Source organism: Methanocalculus sp., from assembly GCF_030651615.1.
Lineage (GTDB): Archaea > Halobacteriota > Methanomicrobia > Methanomicrobiales > Methanocorpusculaceae > Methanocalculus.
This window is the reverse complement of the sequence record NZ_JAUSCG010000072.1, coordinates 1-15,724: the sequence shown is the minus strand read 5'-3', so window position 1 is coordinate 15,724 and position 15,724 is coordinate 1. Positions and strand designations below refer to the sequence as shown.

The window sequence follows — 15,724 nt, the reverse complement described above, 5'->3', positions numbered from 1 at the left end:
CAGTCGTGCGATCTCTCTCGCGGAGGATAAAATCACATTCGCCCGATTCTTTGAAGAAGAAGAACTCTCTGCCTCTCCTTTTCAGCTCGATGAATATCAGGTTCTCTAACAGGCGGCCGGTATCCTGTGAAAACCGGAATGCAACAGTATTTCTCATCCCGTTATCTATCACATACAGCTTCTTCTGCCCTGCATACTGTCGTTTCAGGGATGCGTCATACCGATAGAGTTCAAAGACAAGGTATGCCTCTTCCAGATAACCGATATATGCCCGGACAGATATCGGACTCTTGATCCCGACTGCTTTGGCGAGTGAATTATAACTGGCCTCCTTTCCCGCATTAGAAAAGATAAACTGCACAAGCTGCTGGAATCCCTTCACCTCCCGTATACCAAATCTGGAGATGATATCACGGTAGATGATGTCATCATATGTCCGTTTCAGGTACTCAGGATCGCTGAATTTCAGGAATTCGGGAAAGCCACCCTCTTCAAGGTAGCGATCAAAGGCTCTCAGAATTTCAGCTTTAGCCTTCGATGTCAATGGAGTATTCTCAACTCCGCAGAACGCAAGATACTCGGAGAACGAGAACGGGTAGAGTTCGATCTTTGCATATCTTCCGGTAAGGTGTGTTCCAAGCTCTGAAGAGAGGAGGCGGGCATTAGATCCTGTCAGATAGATCTTGTACCCTTCATCATGAATGCGCCTGATAAACCGCTCCCATCCGGGAATATTCTGGATCTCATCGATAAAGATGGTCCGGGACTCTTTTACAATCTTCTGGAAGATGACCATGAGCCGGGAGAAATCTGCAGCGCTAAATTCGATCAATCGCTCATCATCAAAATTCATATAATAATATGAATCATAGTGGTTCACAAACTGGCGCAGGAGCGTCGATTTTCCACATCGCCTCACCCCCGAGATGATGACGATCTGATCGTGCCGCATATACCTGTCATACTCGATGGATCTCTTCACACCGGGATCCTTTGCGATGAATACCTCACGCTGATCGAGGATGATCTCTTCAAGGGTGCGATCGGTTAACATACATATTACCAATATTGATTTTACATCTATTTTGCATATTAGTAATATATACTTTTTCTCAATCACCAGAAAACCTCCCTTCAGTTTGAGATGTATATGACCCAAAACCCCTCCCTTTTTCTCTGATCACCGCTCATCTCTCTTTCAGATGATCGAATACGGCATCAATACCATCGGCAAATCCCTCACTGTCTTTGACCCGGTCACCATCGGCTTCCCCTCCCGTGAGTACATCGGCAGAACCGACCATCCGGGAACAATCCTCGGAGATAACGTCACCCTTCGGTCCGGCTCCATCCTCTATGCGGACGTCACCCTCGGAGACCGCTGCAACACCGGCCATAACGTCCTGATCCGCGAAAAAACGATGATCGGAAATGAGACATCCATCGGCACCGGCACGATCATTGAGGGGAACTGCACCATAGGCTCCAATGTCAGTATCCAGAGCATGGCATTCATCCCCACAAACACCATAATCGGGGATCACGTCTTTATCGGCCCGCATGTCACCCTCACAAACGACCGCTACCCGCCATCAGGAAAACCCCGGCTCGAAGGGCCGGTCATCGGGGATTATGCCGCAATCGGGGCGGCCGCCGTCATCCTTCCCGGCGTCAGCATCGGACGGGGGGCGGCCGTTGCAGCAGGATCAGTGGTTACCCACGATGTACCGGCAGGGATGATGGCAGTCGGATCTCCGGCACGGATAAGGCCGCTTCCCGAGGAGATGAAGAGGTGATATTACTCACATTTAGGGAATACAATATGGCCTATCTTCGAAAAAGTGTACTTCTTTGACACTTTTTCCATCCAAAAAGTGTACTCAGGCAACACTTTTATCATGTTAGAAGTGAAGAGAAGAATTTATGGAGCGAAAAATATCGGTCAGATTCCAACAATGGAAAGATGACCCGAATCGTAAACCCCTTCTCCTGTATGGTGCAAGGCAGGTTGGAAAGACATACTCAGTACTTGATTTTGGAAAAACACACTACGCGAATGTAATCTATGTAAATTTCGAGGCAAATAGAGAGGCAGCAAACATCTTTGCCCGTGATTTGAATCCTGACAGAATTGTTAAGGAACTCTCCGCATTATACGGACAGACGATACTTCCTTCTGATACGCTCCTCTTCTTTGATGAAATCCAGGTATGCGAGCGGGCACTGACATCCCTGAAATATTTCTGCGAAGATCAGATCGATTATCACATTATCGCCGCAGGAAGCCTCCTTGGAGTTGCCCTGAACCGGGAGCATTACTCATTTCCCGTTGGGAAGGTCGAGATGATATCCCTCTACCCGCTCGATTTTGAAGAGTTCTTGTGGGCAAATGGAAGGAGCGAACTTGCGGATCTGATCAGAGAGTCATACAATTCCAATACCAGAATGTCACTGCATGAAACAGCTCTCGATCTCTTCCGGCTCTACCTTGTGGTTGGAGGGATGCCGGGTGCTGTACTTGAATACAGAGAGCGGGAGGACCCGGACCACCTTCACTCTGTTCAGAAAAATATCAGTGATGCCTATATCGCAGATATGGCAAAATACGCAGCTCCTGGAGAGACTGCACGAATTATGGAGGTATTTCGGAGCATACCCGCCCAGCTTGCAAAACCCAATAAAAAATTCCAATACCGTGTCATCAAATCCGGGGCACGTGCGAATGCCTATGAATCATCGCTCAACTGGCTGAAAGAATCAGGGATAATTATCATCTGCAATAAAGTCAATGAAGCTGTACTGCCATTAACGGTTCATCATGATCCATCGTTTTTTAAGATCTATATGACGGATACCGGTCTCCTTTGCGCTCATTTCAGCGTACCCGCACATCTTATTCTGCAGAATAGTAAACAACTGGATACCATCAAAGGGATCCTGACAGAAAACTATGTCTGCTTCGCACTCCGTGTCGCCGGATATACCCCCTATTACTGGGAATCGAAGGGGAGTGCAGAGGTCGATTTTGTTATTCAGAGCAGAGCTGGCAATATCATCCCAATTGAAGTGAAATCTTCAGGAAACGTCCGCTCAAAAAGTCTCACACAATTCACAGAATACTATCATCCTGAATATGCAATCAGGATATCTTCAAAAAATTTTGGACTGGATAATGAGATCAGATCAGTTCCGCTCTATGCAGTCCACTGTATCAGCGATTGATGGAACCTGAAAAAAAAAACATTCGTGGTATGGAGGACGCCCGGAAGATACAGCTCTATCTTCCTCCTACCTCCTCCCCCTTCCTCCACGACACCATCGCCGTCCTCCTGACCGACCTCTCATGGAACTTCCCTTCATCATCCTTTTCAAGCCGCTCTTTGAAATGCCTGGTAACCAGATCAAGATCAGGAAAATCCGGCGCATGCATCGTGATCCAGTGTTTCGCCGCCTCCTCAGGGGAATCGTACACCGTCTCCCAGAGGGCCCGATAGATCCTGATATCGGCATAGATCCCATAATCATGCAGGATATTCACCAGAAAAAGTGCATCCGGGTATCCGACCTGCCGGGTTGCCTCCTCCCCATGAACTGCGGTATAGAGTGCCATCTCCTGAGGCTCCCGCCATTCACCCATATGCCAGAAGAGATGAACCGACCTTTTTGCAGCCGCATCCAGCTTTAAAAGTGCCGACCCGACATCATAAAAGCCGAGGGAGAATGCGGCGATCACAACATCATGCACCGGGATATCCACCCCGACTTCTACATCCTCCCACCGCTTCACCACACAGGTGTAGTTCGCCCTCCCCTCTGCTTCCATCCGATCCCTCAGATGGCCAAGCATCCCCTCAGACGAATCAAGAGCCGTCACATGAGAGACCATACCTGCAATCGGCACCGCAAGCCTCCCAGTCCCCGCACCCATATCAAGAACAGTATCTGTCGGGCGGAGATCAAGGAGTGCCATCTCCTGTTTCGTCGACTCCTTCTCATCACGGGTAATCCGGTTGTATGCATGTGCCTTCTTATTCCAGATCGAGCCCGGATCCCGGTCCTTCTCGACACGGGGGCGGGAACTGACATGGATCGCCTTCCAGAGTTCGTTCCAGTTGATGATCGATTGCATAGGTATCCCCTCTCCGTATGGAGTAAAGAAATGCTCGGTTATGCTACCCCATCTGATCATGGCAGAACAATTATACTATCTGAGATATACTCCATCATTGGTGAAGAGAGATGGATGCAACACGAATATCCTATCATGAGTCTGTGAAGAAGGTCTATGAACGGCTGAAGGCAGACGGCATGTCAAATGTCTGGGATAGGTACGAGGCCCAGGGGCTCGGTTCAAACCCTGATGTCAGATGCAAGTTCTGCATGGGCGGAGTCAGGTGTGACTTCTGTTCAAACGGCCCCTGCCGTGCAGATGCTGCATCTGACAAACGCGGCGTCTGCGGCATATCGGCAGACGGAATGGCGATGCGAATGATGCTCCTTCGAAACGTGATGGGTGCATCGACCTATCACTACCACTGTGAAGAGACGATTCGGACTCTCAGAGAGGCAGCAGCAGGCAAAGGACCATTTAGAATCACTGAACCACAGAAGCTCGCCGCCTTCTCCGCCCGCCTCGGAATCAAAGCAGACGTAAAAACTCTCTGTGATTTTCTGCAGGAAGACTTCCATCGCAGGTCTCACGAAGAGAGCAGGATAGTCGAACTCCTCGCACCAGATGAACGCAAAAAGGTCTGGCGGGAGATTGGGATCTTCCCGGGTGGCATCTACGGCGAGATGGTACTTTCTACCGGATCATCGCTGACCAGTGTAGACGGCTACTATGTCTCACTTGCCAAAAAAGCGATGCGTCTTGGAATTGCTATGGCCTACGAGAGCCAGATAGTCCTTGAATCCCTGCAGGATATCCTCTTTGGAATCCCAAGGCCCCATGAGGTGCAGGTGGACCTCGGTGTCCTCGATTCCGATTATGTCAACATCCTTCCAAACGGCCATGAACCCTTCCTTGGATTTGCACTGATAGAGGTTGCACGAAGGGCTGACCTCCGGAAGGAAGCTGAAGCTGCAGGTGCAAAAGGCATCCGCGTCATCGCAAATATCGAGACAGGCCAGGAGATGATTCAGCGGTGGAAGATGGATGATGTCTTCACCGGTTTTACGGGAAACTGGATCATGCAGGAGGCGGTCCTTGCAACAGGTGCTGTTGATGTCTTCGTTGCTGATATGAACTGCTCACTCCCGATGGACCCCCTCTATGCAGAAAAATACTGTTTCAAACTGGTACCGGTGAGCCAGCTCGTCGCCTTCGAAGGAGAGACTGATCGGGAGGACTATAACCCGGCAACTGCAGATGCCCAGGCAGAGAAGCTCATCCGGATGGGTATAGAGAACTACCGGAAAAGAAAGAGTTCCGTCACTCCAATAAAAGGCCTGCCAAAACGGACTGCGATTGCGGGATTTTCACCCGAAAGTATCCTCGAAGCACTCGGTGGATCGCTTGACCCGCTCCTCGACGTCATCAAAGACGGAACAATTCGTGGAGTCTGCGGCCTTGTCTCCTGTACAACACTCAGAGATCATGGTCAGGATGTACATACTGTCGCTGTGGCACGTGAACTGATCAAGCGTGATATCCTCGTCCTCTCAATGGGATGCGGATGCGCAGCCCTACAGGTCGCAGGACTTGCCTCACCTGAAGCTAAGGAGCTTGCAGGACCGGGCCTGAAGAAACTCTGCACCTCACTTGGAGTTCCACCGGTTCTCTCGTTTGGAACCTGTACAGATACCGGAAGATGTGCGGATCTGATCAAAGCCATTGCTGATGCCCTTGGTGTACCGGTCACCTCACTCCCGGTTGCAGCTGCGGCGCCTGAATACATGGAGCAGAAGGCAACGATCGATGCGATCTTCGCCCTTGCATTTGGTCTCTATACGTATGTGAACCCGATCCCAACTGTCACGGGTGCACCAAACCTCGTGAAGCTCTTAACTGAAGACCTCAAAGGAATAACCGGAGGCATCCTTTCAGTCGAGCCGGACGCTGTGCTGGCAGTAGATGGGATCGCCGCACATATAGAGGAAAAAAGGAAGGAACTAGGTATATGAGTGATGATCTCAAAGGAAAAGTAATTCGCCTGGACGAACTCGTCGAGTATCAGGACGGAACAGTTGCAAGCAGAATGGTGATCAAACAGCCGCGTGGCAACATCACCATCTTCTCATTTGACGAAGACGAAGGGCTCTCGGAACATACGGCACCCTTTGACGCCCTCGTTACCATCCTTGACGGCGAATGTGAAGTCTGGCTGGAAGGAAAGACCTTTCTGATGAAAACAGGCGACACCATCATCTTCCCGGCAAACGCCCCTCATGCACTCTCGGCGATAACCCGATTCAAGATGATGCTCACCATGATCAGGGAGTGATCAGATGCCAGACGAAGGAGAGTATTGCACCGTCTGTGGCGGAACCCCCCCGGATAAGATCCTGATCAAGCGGATTATGGTCGATGGGAAGGAGACCGGGATCGATAAACTCGAATGGATCATTGAGGAGGTACAAAAGCTCACAATAACAGACTCTATAAAAATCGGTGATGAACTGATGCTCAGGGTGAGCCAGTTCAACTATATCCCGACAAAGAAGAAGGAGGCATACCGGGAGGCACTCCTTGCAGAGTACCGCCGGGCTCCCTAAACGAGATGAATGGATTGGTATTCCATCAGGGGGGTCGAATATGACTCCCCTCGAACGAAACGGATGCCAGTCAGATCTTCGATCTCAATGACTTCTCCATCCTCTTTTGAAGCTCCGGAGAGCAGGAGATGATCCTTCTCAGAGACGAGATGCAGGTTCCGGATCTCATCAGAGAGCGGAGCTTTATAGGTCACATCAAGTTTATTATCTGATCTCTGCCAGCTGCCGATGACCATGACAGGATGACCGGGTTGCCTGGGGTCATCAAGAGCCATAAACCAGACATACGCTGTACCATCATGATTGAACTGGAAGAAGAAGACCGGATATCCTGATTCATGCACCCATGTCCCTTCATATGAGGTGATTGTCTGTGACTCCCCTGCATCACCGACACAGCCTGCGGTGAGGATAAGGAGGAGGGAAATAAGGAAGAGATGCCACTTCATATGATTAAGGTAAGCCATCAGATCGTAATACCCTTCGTATCTGAGAGATCAATTCGATCTCCGGGTGCAAGAACGGCCACCTTCATATCTGTCGTCTTCTCAATCGCATTTTTGAACCGGATCGGGTCCTGCTCAATCTTTTCCCAGGTATTATAATGGATCGGGATGACAAGGGGGGCGCCGATGTACGATGCAGCGATCATCGCCTCATCCGGCCCCATCGTGAACCGCCCCCCAATCGGCAGCAGGGCAACATCAGGATGGTACAGATCACCTATGAGCTTCATATCCGAGAAGAGAGCGGTATCACCTGCATGATAGACCGTAATACCGTCCATTCTGATGACATATCCTGAAGCCGACCCTCCATAATAGCCGCCTCCGGCATCCTCAAGCCACGAGGAATGTATCGCCTGAGTCATAACAATATGAATACCATCAACTGTAATCCCGCCACCGATGTTCAGCGCTTCGGCGGGAACTCCTTTTGCAATAAGGTACTTTGCAAGTTCATTCGGGGCGACTGTCGGCTTTTTCAGTGTAACAGTCTCTCCAAGATGATCTGCATGGGCATGCGTCACACAGATAAGATCAGCATCTGGCGGGAGTTCCCCGGAAGGGATGAAAGGATCAATGAGAATCCGTCGGGATCCCTCGAGTAAGATGCAGGAATGCCCAGGATATGTCAGATACATATGATGATATCTGGGGAGAGAATAAAAAAAGCTAGCTGAGATCGATCATCTCAGCTTCACTGATATCAATCGAATCACCAAGACTGTCGCGGGTGACACCAAGCGTCATCTGTTCGCTCAGGTCACGATCCTCCATCACATCACGGATGCGTTCGAGGTAGGGATCCAGTGTGGTGTCTTTCTGTTCATCAAGGACATGCCTGTACTCCCTTAATGTGGAGGGGCTTATCCCAAGGCGTTCTGAGATATCCTTCATTGTGAGATCCTGTGCAATCAGATCATCAAGATTTGCTGGATCAAACGGCATCTTGAAGTCAAGATCCCGAAAGAGCTTGAGCCGTACACGGGCTCGGGCAACCGTCTTTGAGAGTTTCTCATCACCCAGACTTCTGGCAATCTCAGTATCATTTTTGCCCACATGATAGAGGGAGATCAGACGCGCGAGCTGGATAGGTTCGAGTTTGGTTTTAAAATACCCCCTATCAAGTATCTCTCTCATGATTAGAGCAATCTCCCGCTCGACAGCATCCTGATCGCGTAAGGTCCCGTGGATCTTCTTCATCGGCTCGACGATCTTCGTTTTATTGGTTATATCGGCGAAGAGCTTGAGAAGATCTTTTTGTTTCGTACTGGTAGCCATTGTATATCGACCTGATTATTCCAATCTTCACATCTCATCGGGCTCTTACCATAAATAGTTTCTCAAGACTGCCATTACCACAATCATATAAAATACTTCGCCATCCAATAGGTGAGGAAGAATCGTGATTCCAATGGTGGATGTATATGAGAAGGTGATCGATCTCTCACGGCGCAGGGGTTTTGTCTGGCCGTCAGGGGAGATCTACGGGTCTGTTGCAGGTTTTATCGATTATGGCCCTCTTGGCGCGATGATGAAACGTCGGATCGAAGATATCTGGCGTGACTTCTATGTTGTGAGAGAAGGGTATTACGAGATTGAATGCCCGACGATCGGGATAGAACCGATCTATATTGCATCAGGTCACATCAAAGGCTTTTCAGATAAGATGTTCCAGTGTCCTCACTGCAATGAGTTCTTCCGTGCAGACCATGTTGCAGAGGAGTATAGTATCCGCAACGCTTCATCACTCAGCAAACATGGATTGATGAGAGCATTAACGGATCAGAACTGCATCTCCTGTAAGAAACCTCTTGGAGAGGTTGAGGTCTTTGACTTTAACCTGATGTTCAACACTTCGATCGGACCCGGTGGCAGCCGTAAAGGGTACCTCCGTCCCGAAACCGCACAGGGGATCTTCACAGATTTTGGCAGACTCCTCAGGTTCTACCGTGATACACTTCCCTTTGGAACCATCCAGATCGGACGATCCTACAGAAACGAGATCTCACCAAGACAGGGTATGATCAGGCTCCGTGAGTTCACCCAGGCCGAAGCAGAGATCTTCGTCCATCCGGATCAGAAAGACCATCCGAACTTCGCCCGGTATGCCAACTATGAGATGCCGCTATGGGGCATGGACCATCAGGAGGGGAGACTCGATCCGGTGGTTGTACCGATGTCCGAAGCAGTTGAAAGCGGGCTTGTTGCAAATGAGTATGTCGCATACTACCTCGCCCTCACCCATGAGTTTATGCTGAAAATTGGTGTTGATAAGGATAAGATCCGGTTCCGCCAGCACCTTCCTGACGAGCGTGCCCATTATGCGGCAGACTGCTGGGATGCGGAGTACTTCTCATCACGGTTCGGATGGGTTGAGGCGGTCGGGATTGCTGATCGTACCGACTATGATCTGGAGGCGCATGCGAAGGTGAGTGGTGAGAAGATGACCGTCTTCATACAGTATCCAGAACCCCGCCTTGAGCAGAAGAGGACGATAGTGCCGAAGATGGGGCTCCTTGGCCCAAGGTTCAAGACCAGAGCCAAAGAGGTTGGAGAGAAGATCGCCGCTTCACATCCACGGGAGCGGGGGACATACATCATACTTGACGAGGAAGAGGTTTTCATTGAGAGGGAACTCTTCGATCTTCGGGATGAAGAGGTGCTTGTCAGGGGAGAAGAGGTGCGTCCGCATGTCATTGAACCATCATATGGAATTGACAGGCTCTGTTATGCGGTCCTCGAACATTCGTTTTATCAGGATGATGTGGAAGGGGAAGTCAGGACTGTGCTTCGCCTTCCGCCAATCGTTGCACCGGTCAAGGTTGCAGTCTTCCCACTGATGACACGTGACGGATTAGAAGAGATTGCACGCGGGATCACCGATGCAATCAAAAAAGAGGGAATCCTTGCCGAATATGACGACTCGGGTGCAATAGGAAGGCGATACCGGAGACAGGATGAGATCGGTACACCATTTGCAATCACCGTTGATTATGATTCAAAAGAGGATGGAACCGTCACGCTCAGGGAACGCGACAGCATGCAGCAGATCAGACTCCCGATACAGGATCTCCCGGAGACCATCAGAAAATTAATCAAAGGAGAGATGCAGTTCAATAAGGCCTGAGAATGCAGACGATCCAGCACCCGTTCATCAAACAGGATACCGTAGAGTCACGGCAGTACCAGCTCGCAATTGCAATGCAGGCGCTTGAAGAGAATACGCTTGTGGTGCTCCCGACAGGCCTTGGAAAGACTGTCGTCGCCCTCCTCGTTGCGGCCTCACGTCTTCTGAATGCGGGAGGGCGGGTGCTCATCCTCGCCCCGACAAAACCTCTTGTTGAACAGCATCTGACATTCTTTGAACGAACGCTTGAGCTTCCGGATAAACAGGAGGGGGACTGTGTCAGCTTTACAGGAAACACCCCTCCGAAGAAGAGGAGTGATCTCTTTGAGAGGAGCAGATTCTGTTGTGCAACACCACAGGTGATACAGAACGATATCATCAATGGCAGGTACTCCCTCTCTGATGTTTCCCTCTTAATCGTTGATGAATGCCATAGAGCTGTTGGCAACTATGCATACACCTATCTTGCCGAAGAGTACATGCGGACAGCAAAAAAACCTCTGATACTCGGGATGACCGCCTCTCCGGGAAGTCAGGCATCACGGGTCTCTGAGGTCTGCACCCACCTCGGCATCACGAATGTCGAAACCCGTGATGAGACCGATCCGGATGTCCTCCCCTATATCCATGAACGTACAGTGGAATTCATCCAGGTTGAGCTGCCGGTTCCGCTAAAACGTATCGTCCAGATCATCGAAGGGATGATCGACAGCAGGATCGGTGCTCTGGCAGGACTCGGGTATTCTCTCCCAAAGCGGGAGGGACTCTCGATGAAAGCCCTATCAGATCTCAATACAACGATCCAGGAACGGATAGCAGCAGGCGATGCAACCGCCTACCAGGCCGCCTCCCTCTATGCCGAGATCATGAAACTCCGGCATGCAGTCATCCTCGCTGAATCACAGGGATCAATCGCACTCAGTTCTTACCTACAAAAGCTCGATTCCGAAGGCCGTTCAAAGAAGGGAAGCAAAGCAAGCCAGAGGATGGTGAAGGACTACCGCTTCTCCGAAGTGATGAGGATCGTATCAGGTCTTTCAGGAGAGATCCACCCAAAAGCAGGCATCGTCGCCTCGATCATCAGAGATCAGCTCATCAATGTCCCGGAGAGCAAAATCATCGTCTTTGCAAGTTACCGCGACTCTGTCTCGATGCTTGTACAATTCCTCTCTGAAGAGGGGATAACCGGCTGCAGGTTTGTTGGTCAGGCATCAAAGCAGAAAGATAAGGGGCTCTCACAGAAGAAGCAGATCGAAGCGATCCAGAGATTCCGGGGGGGAGAATACCCTGTTCTTGTTGCTACCTCCGTCGGAGAAGAGGGGCTTGACATACCTGCGACCGATCTCGTCATTTTTTATGAAGCAGTCCCATCTGAGATCCGCAGTATCCAGCGGAAAGGGAGAACAGGACGAAGTGGTAAAGGGAGCATCATCGTCCTCGTCACCAAAGGCACATCAGATGAAACATTCCGCTATGTAAGCTCCCGGAAGGAGAAGGCGATGGCAAGCGGCGTCAGACGCCTCCAGAATCGATCTGACAGGGATGAGATACAGTCAGTCATCGAGAGCTTCACCCCTGCTGATGAAAGCGCTACTACCCCTGACGAAGTATCTGGATCGAATGAGCCCCCTCTCTGATCGTCTGCATATAGATCAGGCACCGGGTCGGATCAGGCTCATCAACCATACGCCGGCAGAGGATTGTGATCGCATCCATAATCGAATTCTCAGGATTTGATGGTGTTGCAGAGGATTTCTGGGGCATATCTACCGTTTTTTCAGGTGTGACCACCGCAACAGGAACGGGTTCACCCTGCTGCGATGCGTCCTCAGCACATACCACACAGAACCGTTCACCCTTATATTCAAAGAGCGGTGCATGGCAGACCGGACAGGTCTTTGCAAGCATTTTACCTCCTTTCAGAAGATATTCAGCCATTATTACATCCATTTCTCTCATAGTACCAGATACCATGGGTAATGAAGAGATAAAGAGATCACTATCAAACTCGTGAAACTATATAAACCCACGAGAAGAATACTAAAGAGCAAGATGGAGGGTTTCACGTGGCAGAAACAGACAATACAATACGGAATTGTGTACAGATTCTACAGATGATGAAGGATGATAACACGATTCCAAGGAATATCAGGCGTATCGCAGACGAGACCATGAATATTCTTCTGGATGAGAAGAACACACCAGGTCTTCGTGCGGCAACAGCGATCTCAAAGATCGACGAGGTCAGCAGTGACCCGAACATGCCGGTGCATGCACGAACACGGATCTGGGAGCTCGTATCACAACTTGAGTCAGTACCACTCGATTAAGGGGCAATCGTAAGAATGACACTCCGCTCCCGTGTGGAGCGGATATCCAGCTCACACAGTATTACCTGTTGCCATCTCCCAAGGATAAGTCTCTTTTCCGCAACAGGAATAGTAATTGACGGACCGATGAGGGCCGCCCTGACATGGGATCGGCCATTTCCATCTCCCCACCGTTTGTCATGTGCATACGCAGCCTCTTCAGGAGCGATACGCGAGAGTGCATCCCCAAGATCTGCTACTGCTCCCGGCTCATACTCTATTGTTGTGAGCGCAGCGGTTGATCCCGGGACAAAAAGATGAACAAGTCCGGTTACAATTCCACTCTTTAAAACAGCCTCAGAGACGAAAGGGGTGATATCTATCACATCCCCTTCACCAGAGGTCTTCAGATGCAGTGTCGTCTGATACATTAGAGAGGGGTGTACCCTCAGGAGAACCTATTCTTTTTGATCGTCCTCTTCTTTCTGATCATCCTCATCAAGAGGAGTCTGCATCTCTGCAGTGACGATCGCAAACCCGGTCACTCGATCACCATCGTCAAGCCTGATGATCCGAACACCACGGGTACTCCTTTTCTGGATCGCAATCTCGTCAACTCTTGTTCTTATGACTATGCCTGATGCCGTCATGACGATGATCTCATCGGTATCAGAGATTGCCCGGGAGGCGACGACCATCCCGGATCTGACATCGGTGACAATATTCCGAACACCGAGTGTTCCCCTGCCATGGCCACGGAACTCTTCAAATTCAGTCCTTTTGCCATAGCCGTTCTCGGTGATCGTCAGAAGATGATCAAAATTGATTACAGTGACCGCCTGAAGATTATCTCCATGCCGAAGCGAGATACCCCTGACACCCATTGCACCCCTGCCGACAGCCCTGACCGTCTCTTCATGGAACCTGAGGCTCTGTCCATGACGGGTCGTCAGTACAAGTTCGCAGGCTCCATCAGTGCATTTCACATCAACGAGTTCATCTCCATCCCTGAGTTTGATGGCATTAATGCCGGTCTGCCGTGGATGAGAGAACTGATCGAGGCCGATCTTTACAACCGTTCCATTCCTCGTTGCAAAGAAGAGGAAGTGATCACTCCTGAAGTTCGCAACCGGTATGACCGCCTGGATCGATTCATCATTGATGTTAAGGAGGTTAACGATGGCCTTCCCACGGGAGGTCCGTGACCCTTCAGGGATGTCATAGACCTTCAGCCAGTACGCCTTGCCTTTATCTGAGAAGCAGAGGAGGTAATCATGGGTTGAAGCAACAAAGACCGATCCGATACAGTCCTCTTCCTTCGTCGACATGCCGATGATCCCGCGTCCGCCCCTGCGCTGCTGCCGATAGGTATCAAGCGGCATCCGTTTGATATAATTCTGCTCGGTGAGTGCGAGGAAGACCTGTTTTTCCTCAATTAGAGCTTCTTTACCAAGGAAATCAGCACCCAGGGCAATCTCGGTTCGTCTGGGATCAGAGAACTTCTCCCGGATCTCACTCGTCTCCACCTTTATAACAGAAAGAATGTTGGCTTCACTTGAGAGGAGCTCCATAAGACGTGTAATCTCTTCCTCAAGAGCAGTCTTTTCATCAAGGATCTTCTGATGTTCAAGTGCTGCAAGTCTCCGGAGCTGCATCTTCAGGATAGCATCCGCCTGAACCATATCCAGACCAAAACGGTCAATTAAGGCTACACCCGCCTCTTCGGCAGATGGTGACGCCCTGATGGCTGCGATCACTTCGTCGATCCGATCGAGGGCGATTAAGAGTCCAAGGAGGATATGGAAGCGATCACGGGCTTTCTGCAACTCAAACTCTGTCCGCCTCCGTACAACTTCTACCCTGTGAGCGAGGAAATGACGGAGGATATCGGTGACCGGAAGCACCTTCGGCTGCCCGTCAACGATCGAGAGGTTGATCACGCCGAAGGTAGTCTGAAGCTGGGTATGTTTGTACAGGAGATTTAAGACCACCTGTGCATTGATCCCCTTCTTCAGTTCGATGACGACCCGGATACCATCTTTATCAGACTCGTCACGGAGGTCGCTTATCCCTTCGATCTTCTTCTCCCGAACGAGTTCTGCGATATTCTCGATCATCCGGGCCTTATTGACCTGATAGGGGATCTCGGAGATGATGATCTTTTCAGTATCACGTTTGCCGGTCTCAACCTCGGCAACCCCACGAACAATGATACGCCCATACCCGGTGGTATAGGCATTCATGATGCCCTCAGATCCCATAATCTGCCCTCCTGTTGGGAAGTCAGGTCCTGGCATAATCGAGAGGATATCCTGAATCGAGAGATCAGGCGTCTCAATGAACCGTTCAAGGAGTGTACAGACCTCCCCGAGGTTGTGTGGCGGCATATTCGTTGCCATCCCAACAGCAATACCGCTCGTTCCATTCACAAGGAGGTTTGGAATTTTCGCAGGGAGGACCGAGGGCTCCTTTGTAGACCCATCAAAGTTCGGTATGAAATTAACCGTATCCTTCTCGATATCGATCAGGAGCGCCTCTGCCACCTTTGTGAGGCGGGCCTCGGTGTATCGCATTGCAGCAGCAGAATCGCCATCAATCGATCCGAAGTTCCCCTGCCCCTCAACCAGCATGTACCGGTATGAGAACGGCTGAGCCATCTTGACGAGGGTGTCGTAGATGGCAGAGTCGCCATGGGGATGGTAATTCTCCATCGTTGCGGCGACCGCTTTGACGGATTTTCTGAATGGTTTGTCAGAGGTGTTCCCTGACCCCCACATCGCATAGAGTGTTCGTCTGTGAACCGGTTTTAACCCGTCACGGATATCGGGGATGGCACGTCCGATGATGACGCTCATCGCATAATCGATGTAGCTCTTCTTCATCTCATCTTCGATCGCAACCTTGATCACTCGTGCAGCCGGTGCAACTGACTCTTCAGATGTCAAGGTTCTTCACCTCCCCTGCATGTCGTTTGATGAAATCTTTTCTGGCAGAAACATTCTCACCCATCAGCTTCTCAAAGATATCGTTTGCATGGATCGCATCTTCGATCCGAACCTGCTTCAGTA

Annotated in this window: 17 protein-coding genes; 8 read left to right on the top strand and 9 right to left on the bottom strand. The window is 50.3% G+C overall.

Annotation, left to right across the window (positions count from 1 at the left end; all coding sequences use genetic code 11):
- Positions 1–1,054 (bottom strand): ATP-binding protein (locus Q7V06_RS02965; RefSeq protein WP_304837844.1); only part of this gene is annotated, 1,054 nt, incomplete at its 3' end.
- A 148-nt stretch (positions 1,055–1,202) separates the two neighbouring features.
- Between Q7V06_RS02965 and Q7V06_RS02960 the strand changes: the two genes are divergently transcribed.
- Entirely contained in the window at positions 1,203–1,796 is a 594-nt protein-coding gene (locus tag Q7V06_RS02960) for an acyltransferase (protein WP_304837840.1), read from the top strand.
- 127 nt (positions 1,797–1,923) lie between these two features.
- Positions 1,924–3,222, top strand: a complete 1,299-nt coding sequence (locus Q7V06_RS02955) for an ATP-binding protein (RefSeq protein ID WP_304837836.1) — start codon at positions 1,924–1,926, stop codon at positions 3,220–3,222.
- A gap of 55 nt (positions 3,223–3,277) precedes the next feature.
- Here Q7V06_RS02955 and Q7V06_RS02950 read toward each other — a convergent pair whose 3' ends face one another.
- Entirely contained in the window at positions 3,278–4,129 is an 852-nt protein-coding gene (locus Q7V06_RS02950) for a class I SAM-dependent methyltransferase (RefSeq protein ID WP_304837834.1), read from the bottom strand.
- A gap of 110 nt (positions 4,130–4,239) precedes the next feature.
- Between Q7V06_RS02950 and cooS the strand changes: the two genes are divergently transcribed.
- From cooS to Q7V06_RS02935, 3 genes are read left to right on the top strand one after another with little or no spacing between them, the layout of a single operon-like run.
- Positions 4,240–6,123 (top strand): anaerobic carbon-monoxide dehydrogenase catalytic subunit, encoded by a 1,884-nt coding sequence (cooS, locus tag Q7V06_RS02945; protein ID WP_304837831.1) that lies wholly within the window; start codon positions 4,240–4,242, stop codon positions 6,121–6,123.
- Positions 6,120–6,443, top strand: coding sequence for a cupin domain-containing protein (locus tag Q7V06_RS02940; protein WP_304837827.1), 324 nt, complete (start codon positions 6,120–6,122; stop codon positions 6,441–6,443). Before cooS ends, Q7V06_RS02940 begins: the two co-directional genes overlap by 4 nt.
- 4 nt (positions 6,444–6,447) lie before the next feature.
- Positions 6,448–6,714, top strand: coding sequence for an NAC family transcription factor (locus tag Q7V06_RS02935; RefSeq protein WP_304837824.1), 267 nt, complete (start codon positions 6,448–6,450; stop codon positions 6,712–6,714).
- Here the strand turns inward: Q7V06_RS02935 and Q7V06_RS02930 are convergent.
- Genes Q7V06_RS02930 through Q7V06_RS02920 form a run of 3 tightly spaced genes read right to left on the bottom strand, consistent with a single transcriptional unit; the run spans position 6,711 to position 8,498 of the window.
- Positions 6,711–7,163 carry a hypothetical protein gene (locus Q7V06_RS02930; protein WP_304837821.1) on the bottom strand — a complete coding sequence of 151 codons (453 nt, stop codon included), beginning with the start codon at positions 7,161–7,163 and terminating at the stop codon, positions 6,711–6,713. The two genes, Q7V06_RS02935 and Q7V06_RS02930, sit on opposite strands and share 4 nt — an antisense overlap.
- A gap of 17 nt (positions 7,164–7,180) precedes the next feature.
- Positions 7,181–7,858 (bottom strand): metal-dependent hydrolase, encoded by a 678-nt coding sequence (locus tag Q7V06_RS02925; protein ID WP_304837818.1) that lies wholly within the window; start codon positions 7,856–7,858, stop codon positions 7,181–7,183.
- Between the two features lie 31 nt (positions 7,859–7,889).
- Positions 7,890–8,498 carry a response regulator receiver protein gene (locus Q7V06_RS02920; RefSeq protein ID WP_304837815.1) on the bottom strand — a complete coding sequence of 203 codons (609 nt, stop codon included), beginning with the start codon at positions 8,496–8,498 and terminating at the stop codon, positions 7,890–7,892.
- A 133-nt stretch (positions 8,499–8,631) separates the two neighbouring features.
- On the opposite strand from Q7V06_RS02920, the gene glyS reads away from it, so the two are divergent.
- Both glyS and Q7V06_RS02910 read left to right on the top strand, forming a co-directional pair.
- Positions 8,632–10,347: a glycine--tRNA ligase gene (gene glyS, locus Q7V06_RS02915; protein WP_304837812.1), complete on the top strand. Its 1,716-nt coding sequence runs from the start codon at positions 8,632–8,634 to the stop codon at positions 10,345–10,347.
- A gap of 2 nt (positions 10,348–10,349) precedes the next feature.
- A complete protein-coding gene (locus tag Q7V06_RS02910; protein ID WP_304837809.1) occupies positions 10,350–11,984 on the top strand; it encodes a helicase-related protein in 1,635 nt (544 codons plus the stop codon).
- On the opposite strand, the gene Q7V06_RS02905 is transcribed toward Q7V06_RS02910, so the two are convergent.
- Complete coding sequence (locus Q7V06_RS02905; RefSeq protein ID WP_304837806.1) at positions 11,941–12,285, bottom strand: autoantigen p27 domain-containing protein; 345 nt, start codon at positions 12,283–12,285, stop codon at positions 11,941–11,943. The genes Q7V06_RS02910 and Q7V06_RS02905 overlap by 44 nt on opposite strands.
- Before the next feature lie 128 nt (positions 12,286–12,413).
- Here Q7V06_RS02905 and Q7V06_RS02900 point away from each other — a divergent pair, with 128 nt between their 5' ends.
- On the top strand, positions 12,414–12,677 hold the full coding sequence (locus Q7V06_RS02900; protein ID WP_304837803.1) for a UPF0147 family protein: 264 nt from the start codon (positions 12,414–12,416) through the stop codon (positions 12,675–12,677).
- Here Q7V06_RS02900 and Q7V06_RS02895 read toward each other — a convergent pair.
- The 3 genes from Q7V06_RS02895 to Q7V06_RS02885 form a co-directional block, all read right to left on the bottom strand.
- Positions 12,674–13,087, bottom strand: coding sequence for a secondary thiamine-phosphate synthase enzyme YjbQ (locus tag Q7V06_RS02895; protein ID WP_304837800.1), 414 nt, complete (start codon positions 13,085–13,087; stop codon positions 12,674–12,676). The two genes, Q7V06_RS02900 and Q7V06_RS02895, sit on opposite strands and share 4 nt — an antisense overlap.
- 27 nt (positions 13,088–13,114) lie before the next feature.
- Positions 13,115–15,601 (bottom strand): DNA gyrase subunit A, encoded by a 2,487-nt coding sequence (gene gyrA, locus Q7V06_RS02890; RefSeq protein ID WP_304837797.1) that lies wholly within the window; start codon positions 15,599–15,601, stop codon positions 13,115–13,117.
- Positions 15,591–15,724 (bottom strand): hypothetical protein (locus Q7V06_RS02885; RefSeq protein WP_304837847.1); only part of this gene is annotated, 134 nt, incomplete at its 5' end. The genes gyrA and Q7V06_RS02885, both read right to left, overlap by 11 nt.

Coding starts and splice junctions, on each gene's coding strand:
- Q7V06_RS02940 (WP_304837827.1), top strand. CDS start 6,120: ATGAGTGATGATCTCAAAGGAAAAGTAATTCGCCTGGACGAACTCGTC.
- Q7V06_RS02905 (WP_304837806.1), bottom strand. CDS start 12,285: ATGGCTGAATATCTTCTGAAAGGAGGTAAAATGCTTGCAAAGACCTGT.
- glyS (WP_304837812.1), top strand. CDS start 8,632: ATGGTGGATGTATATGAGAAGGTGATCGATCTCTCACGGCGCAGGGGT.
- cooS (WP_304837831.1), top strand. CDS start 4,240: ATGGATGCAACACGAATATCCTATCATGAGTCTGTGAAGAAGGTCTAT.
- Q7V06_RS02935 (WP_304837824.1), top strand. CDS start 6,448: ATGCCAGACGAAGGAGAGTATTGCACCGTCTGTGGCGGAACCCCCCCG.
- Q7V06_RS02925 (WP_304837818.1), bottom strand. CDS start 7,858: ATGTATCTGACATATCCTGGGCATTCCTGCATCTTACTCGAGGGATCC.
- Q7V06_RS02950 (WP_304837834.1), bottom strand. CDS start 4,129: ATGCAATCGATCATCAACTGGAACGAACTCTGGAAGGCGATCCATGTC.
- Q7V06_RS02955 (WP_304837836.1), top strand. CDS start 1,924: ATGGAGCGAAAAATATCGGTCAGATTCCAACAATGGAAAGATGACCCG.
- Q7V06_RS02930 (WP_304837821.1), bottom strand. CDS start 7,163: ATGAAGTGGCATCTCTTCCTTATTTCCCTCCTCCTTATCCTCACCGCA.
- Q7V06_RS02960 (WP_304837840.1), top strand. CDS start 1,203: ATGATCGAATACGGCATCAATACCATCGGCAAATCCCTCACTGTCTTT.
- Q7V06_RS02920 (WP_304837815.1), bottom strand. CDS start 8,498: ATGGCTACCAGTACGAAACAAAAAGATCTTCTCAAGCTCTTCGCCGAT.
- Q7V06_RS02910 (WP_304837809.1), top strand. CDS start 10,350: ATGCAGACGATCCAGCACCCGTTCATCAAACAGGATACCGTAGAGTCA.
- Q7V06_RS02895 (WP_304837800.1), bottom strand. CDS start 13,087: ATGTATCAGACGACACTGCATCTGAAGACCTCTGGTGAAGGGGATGTG.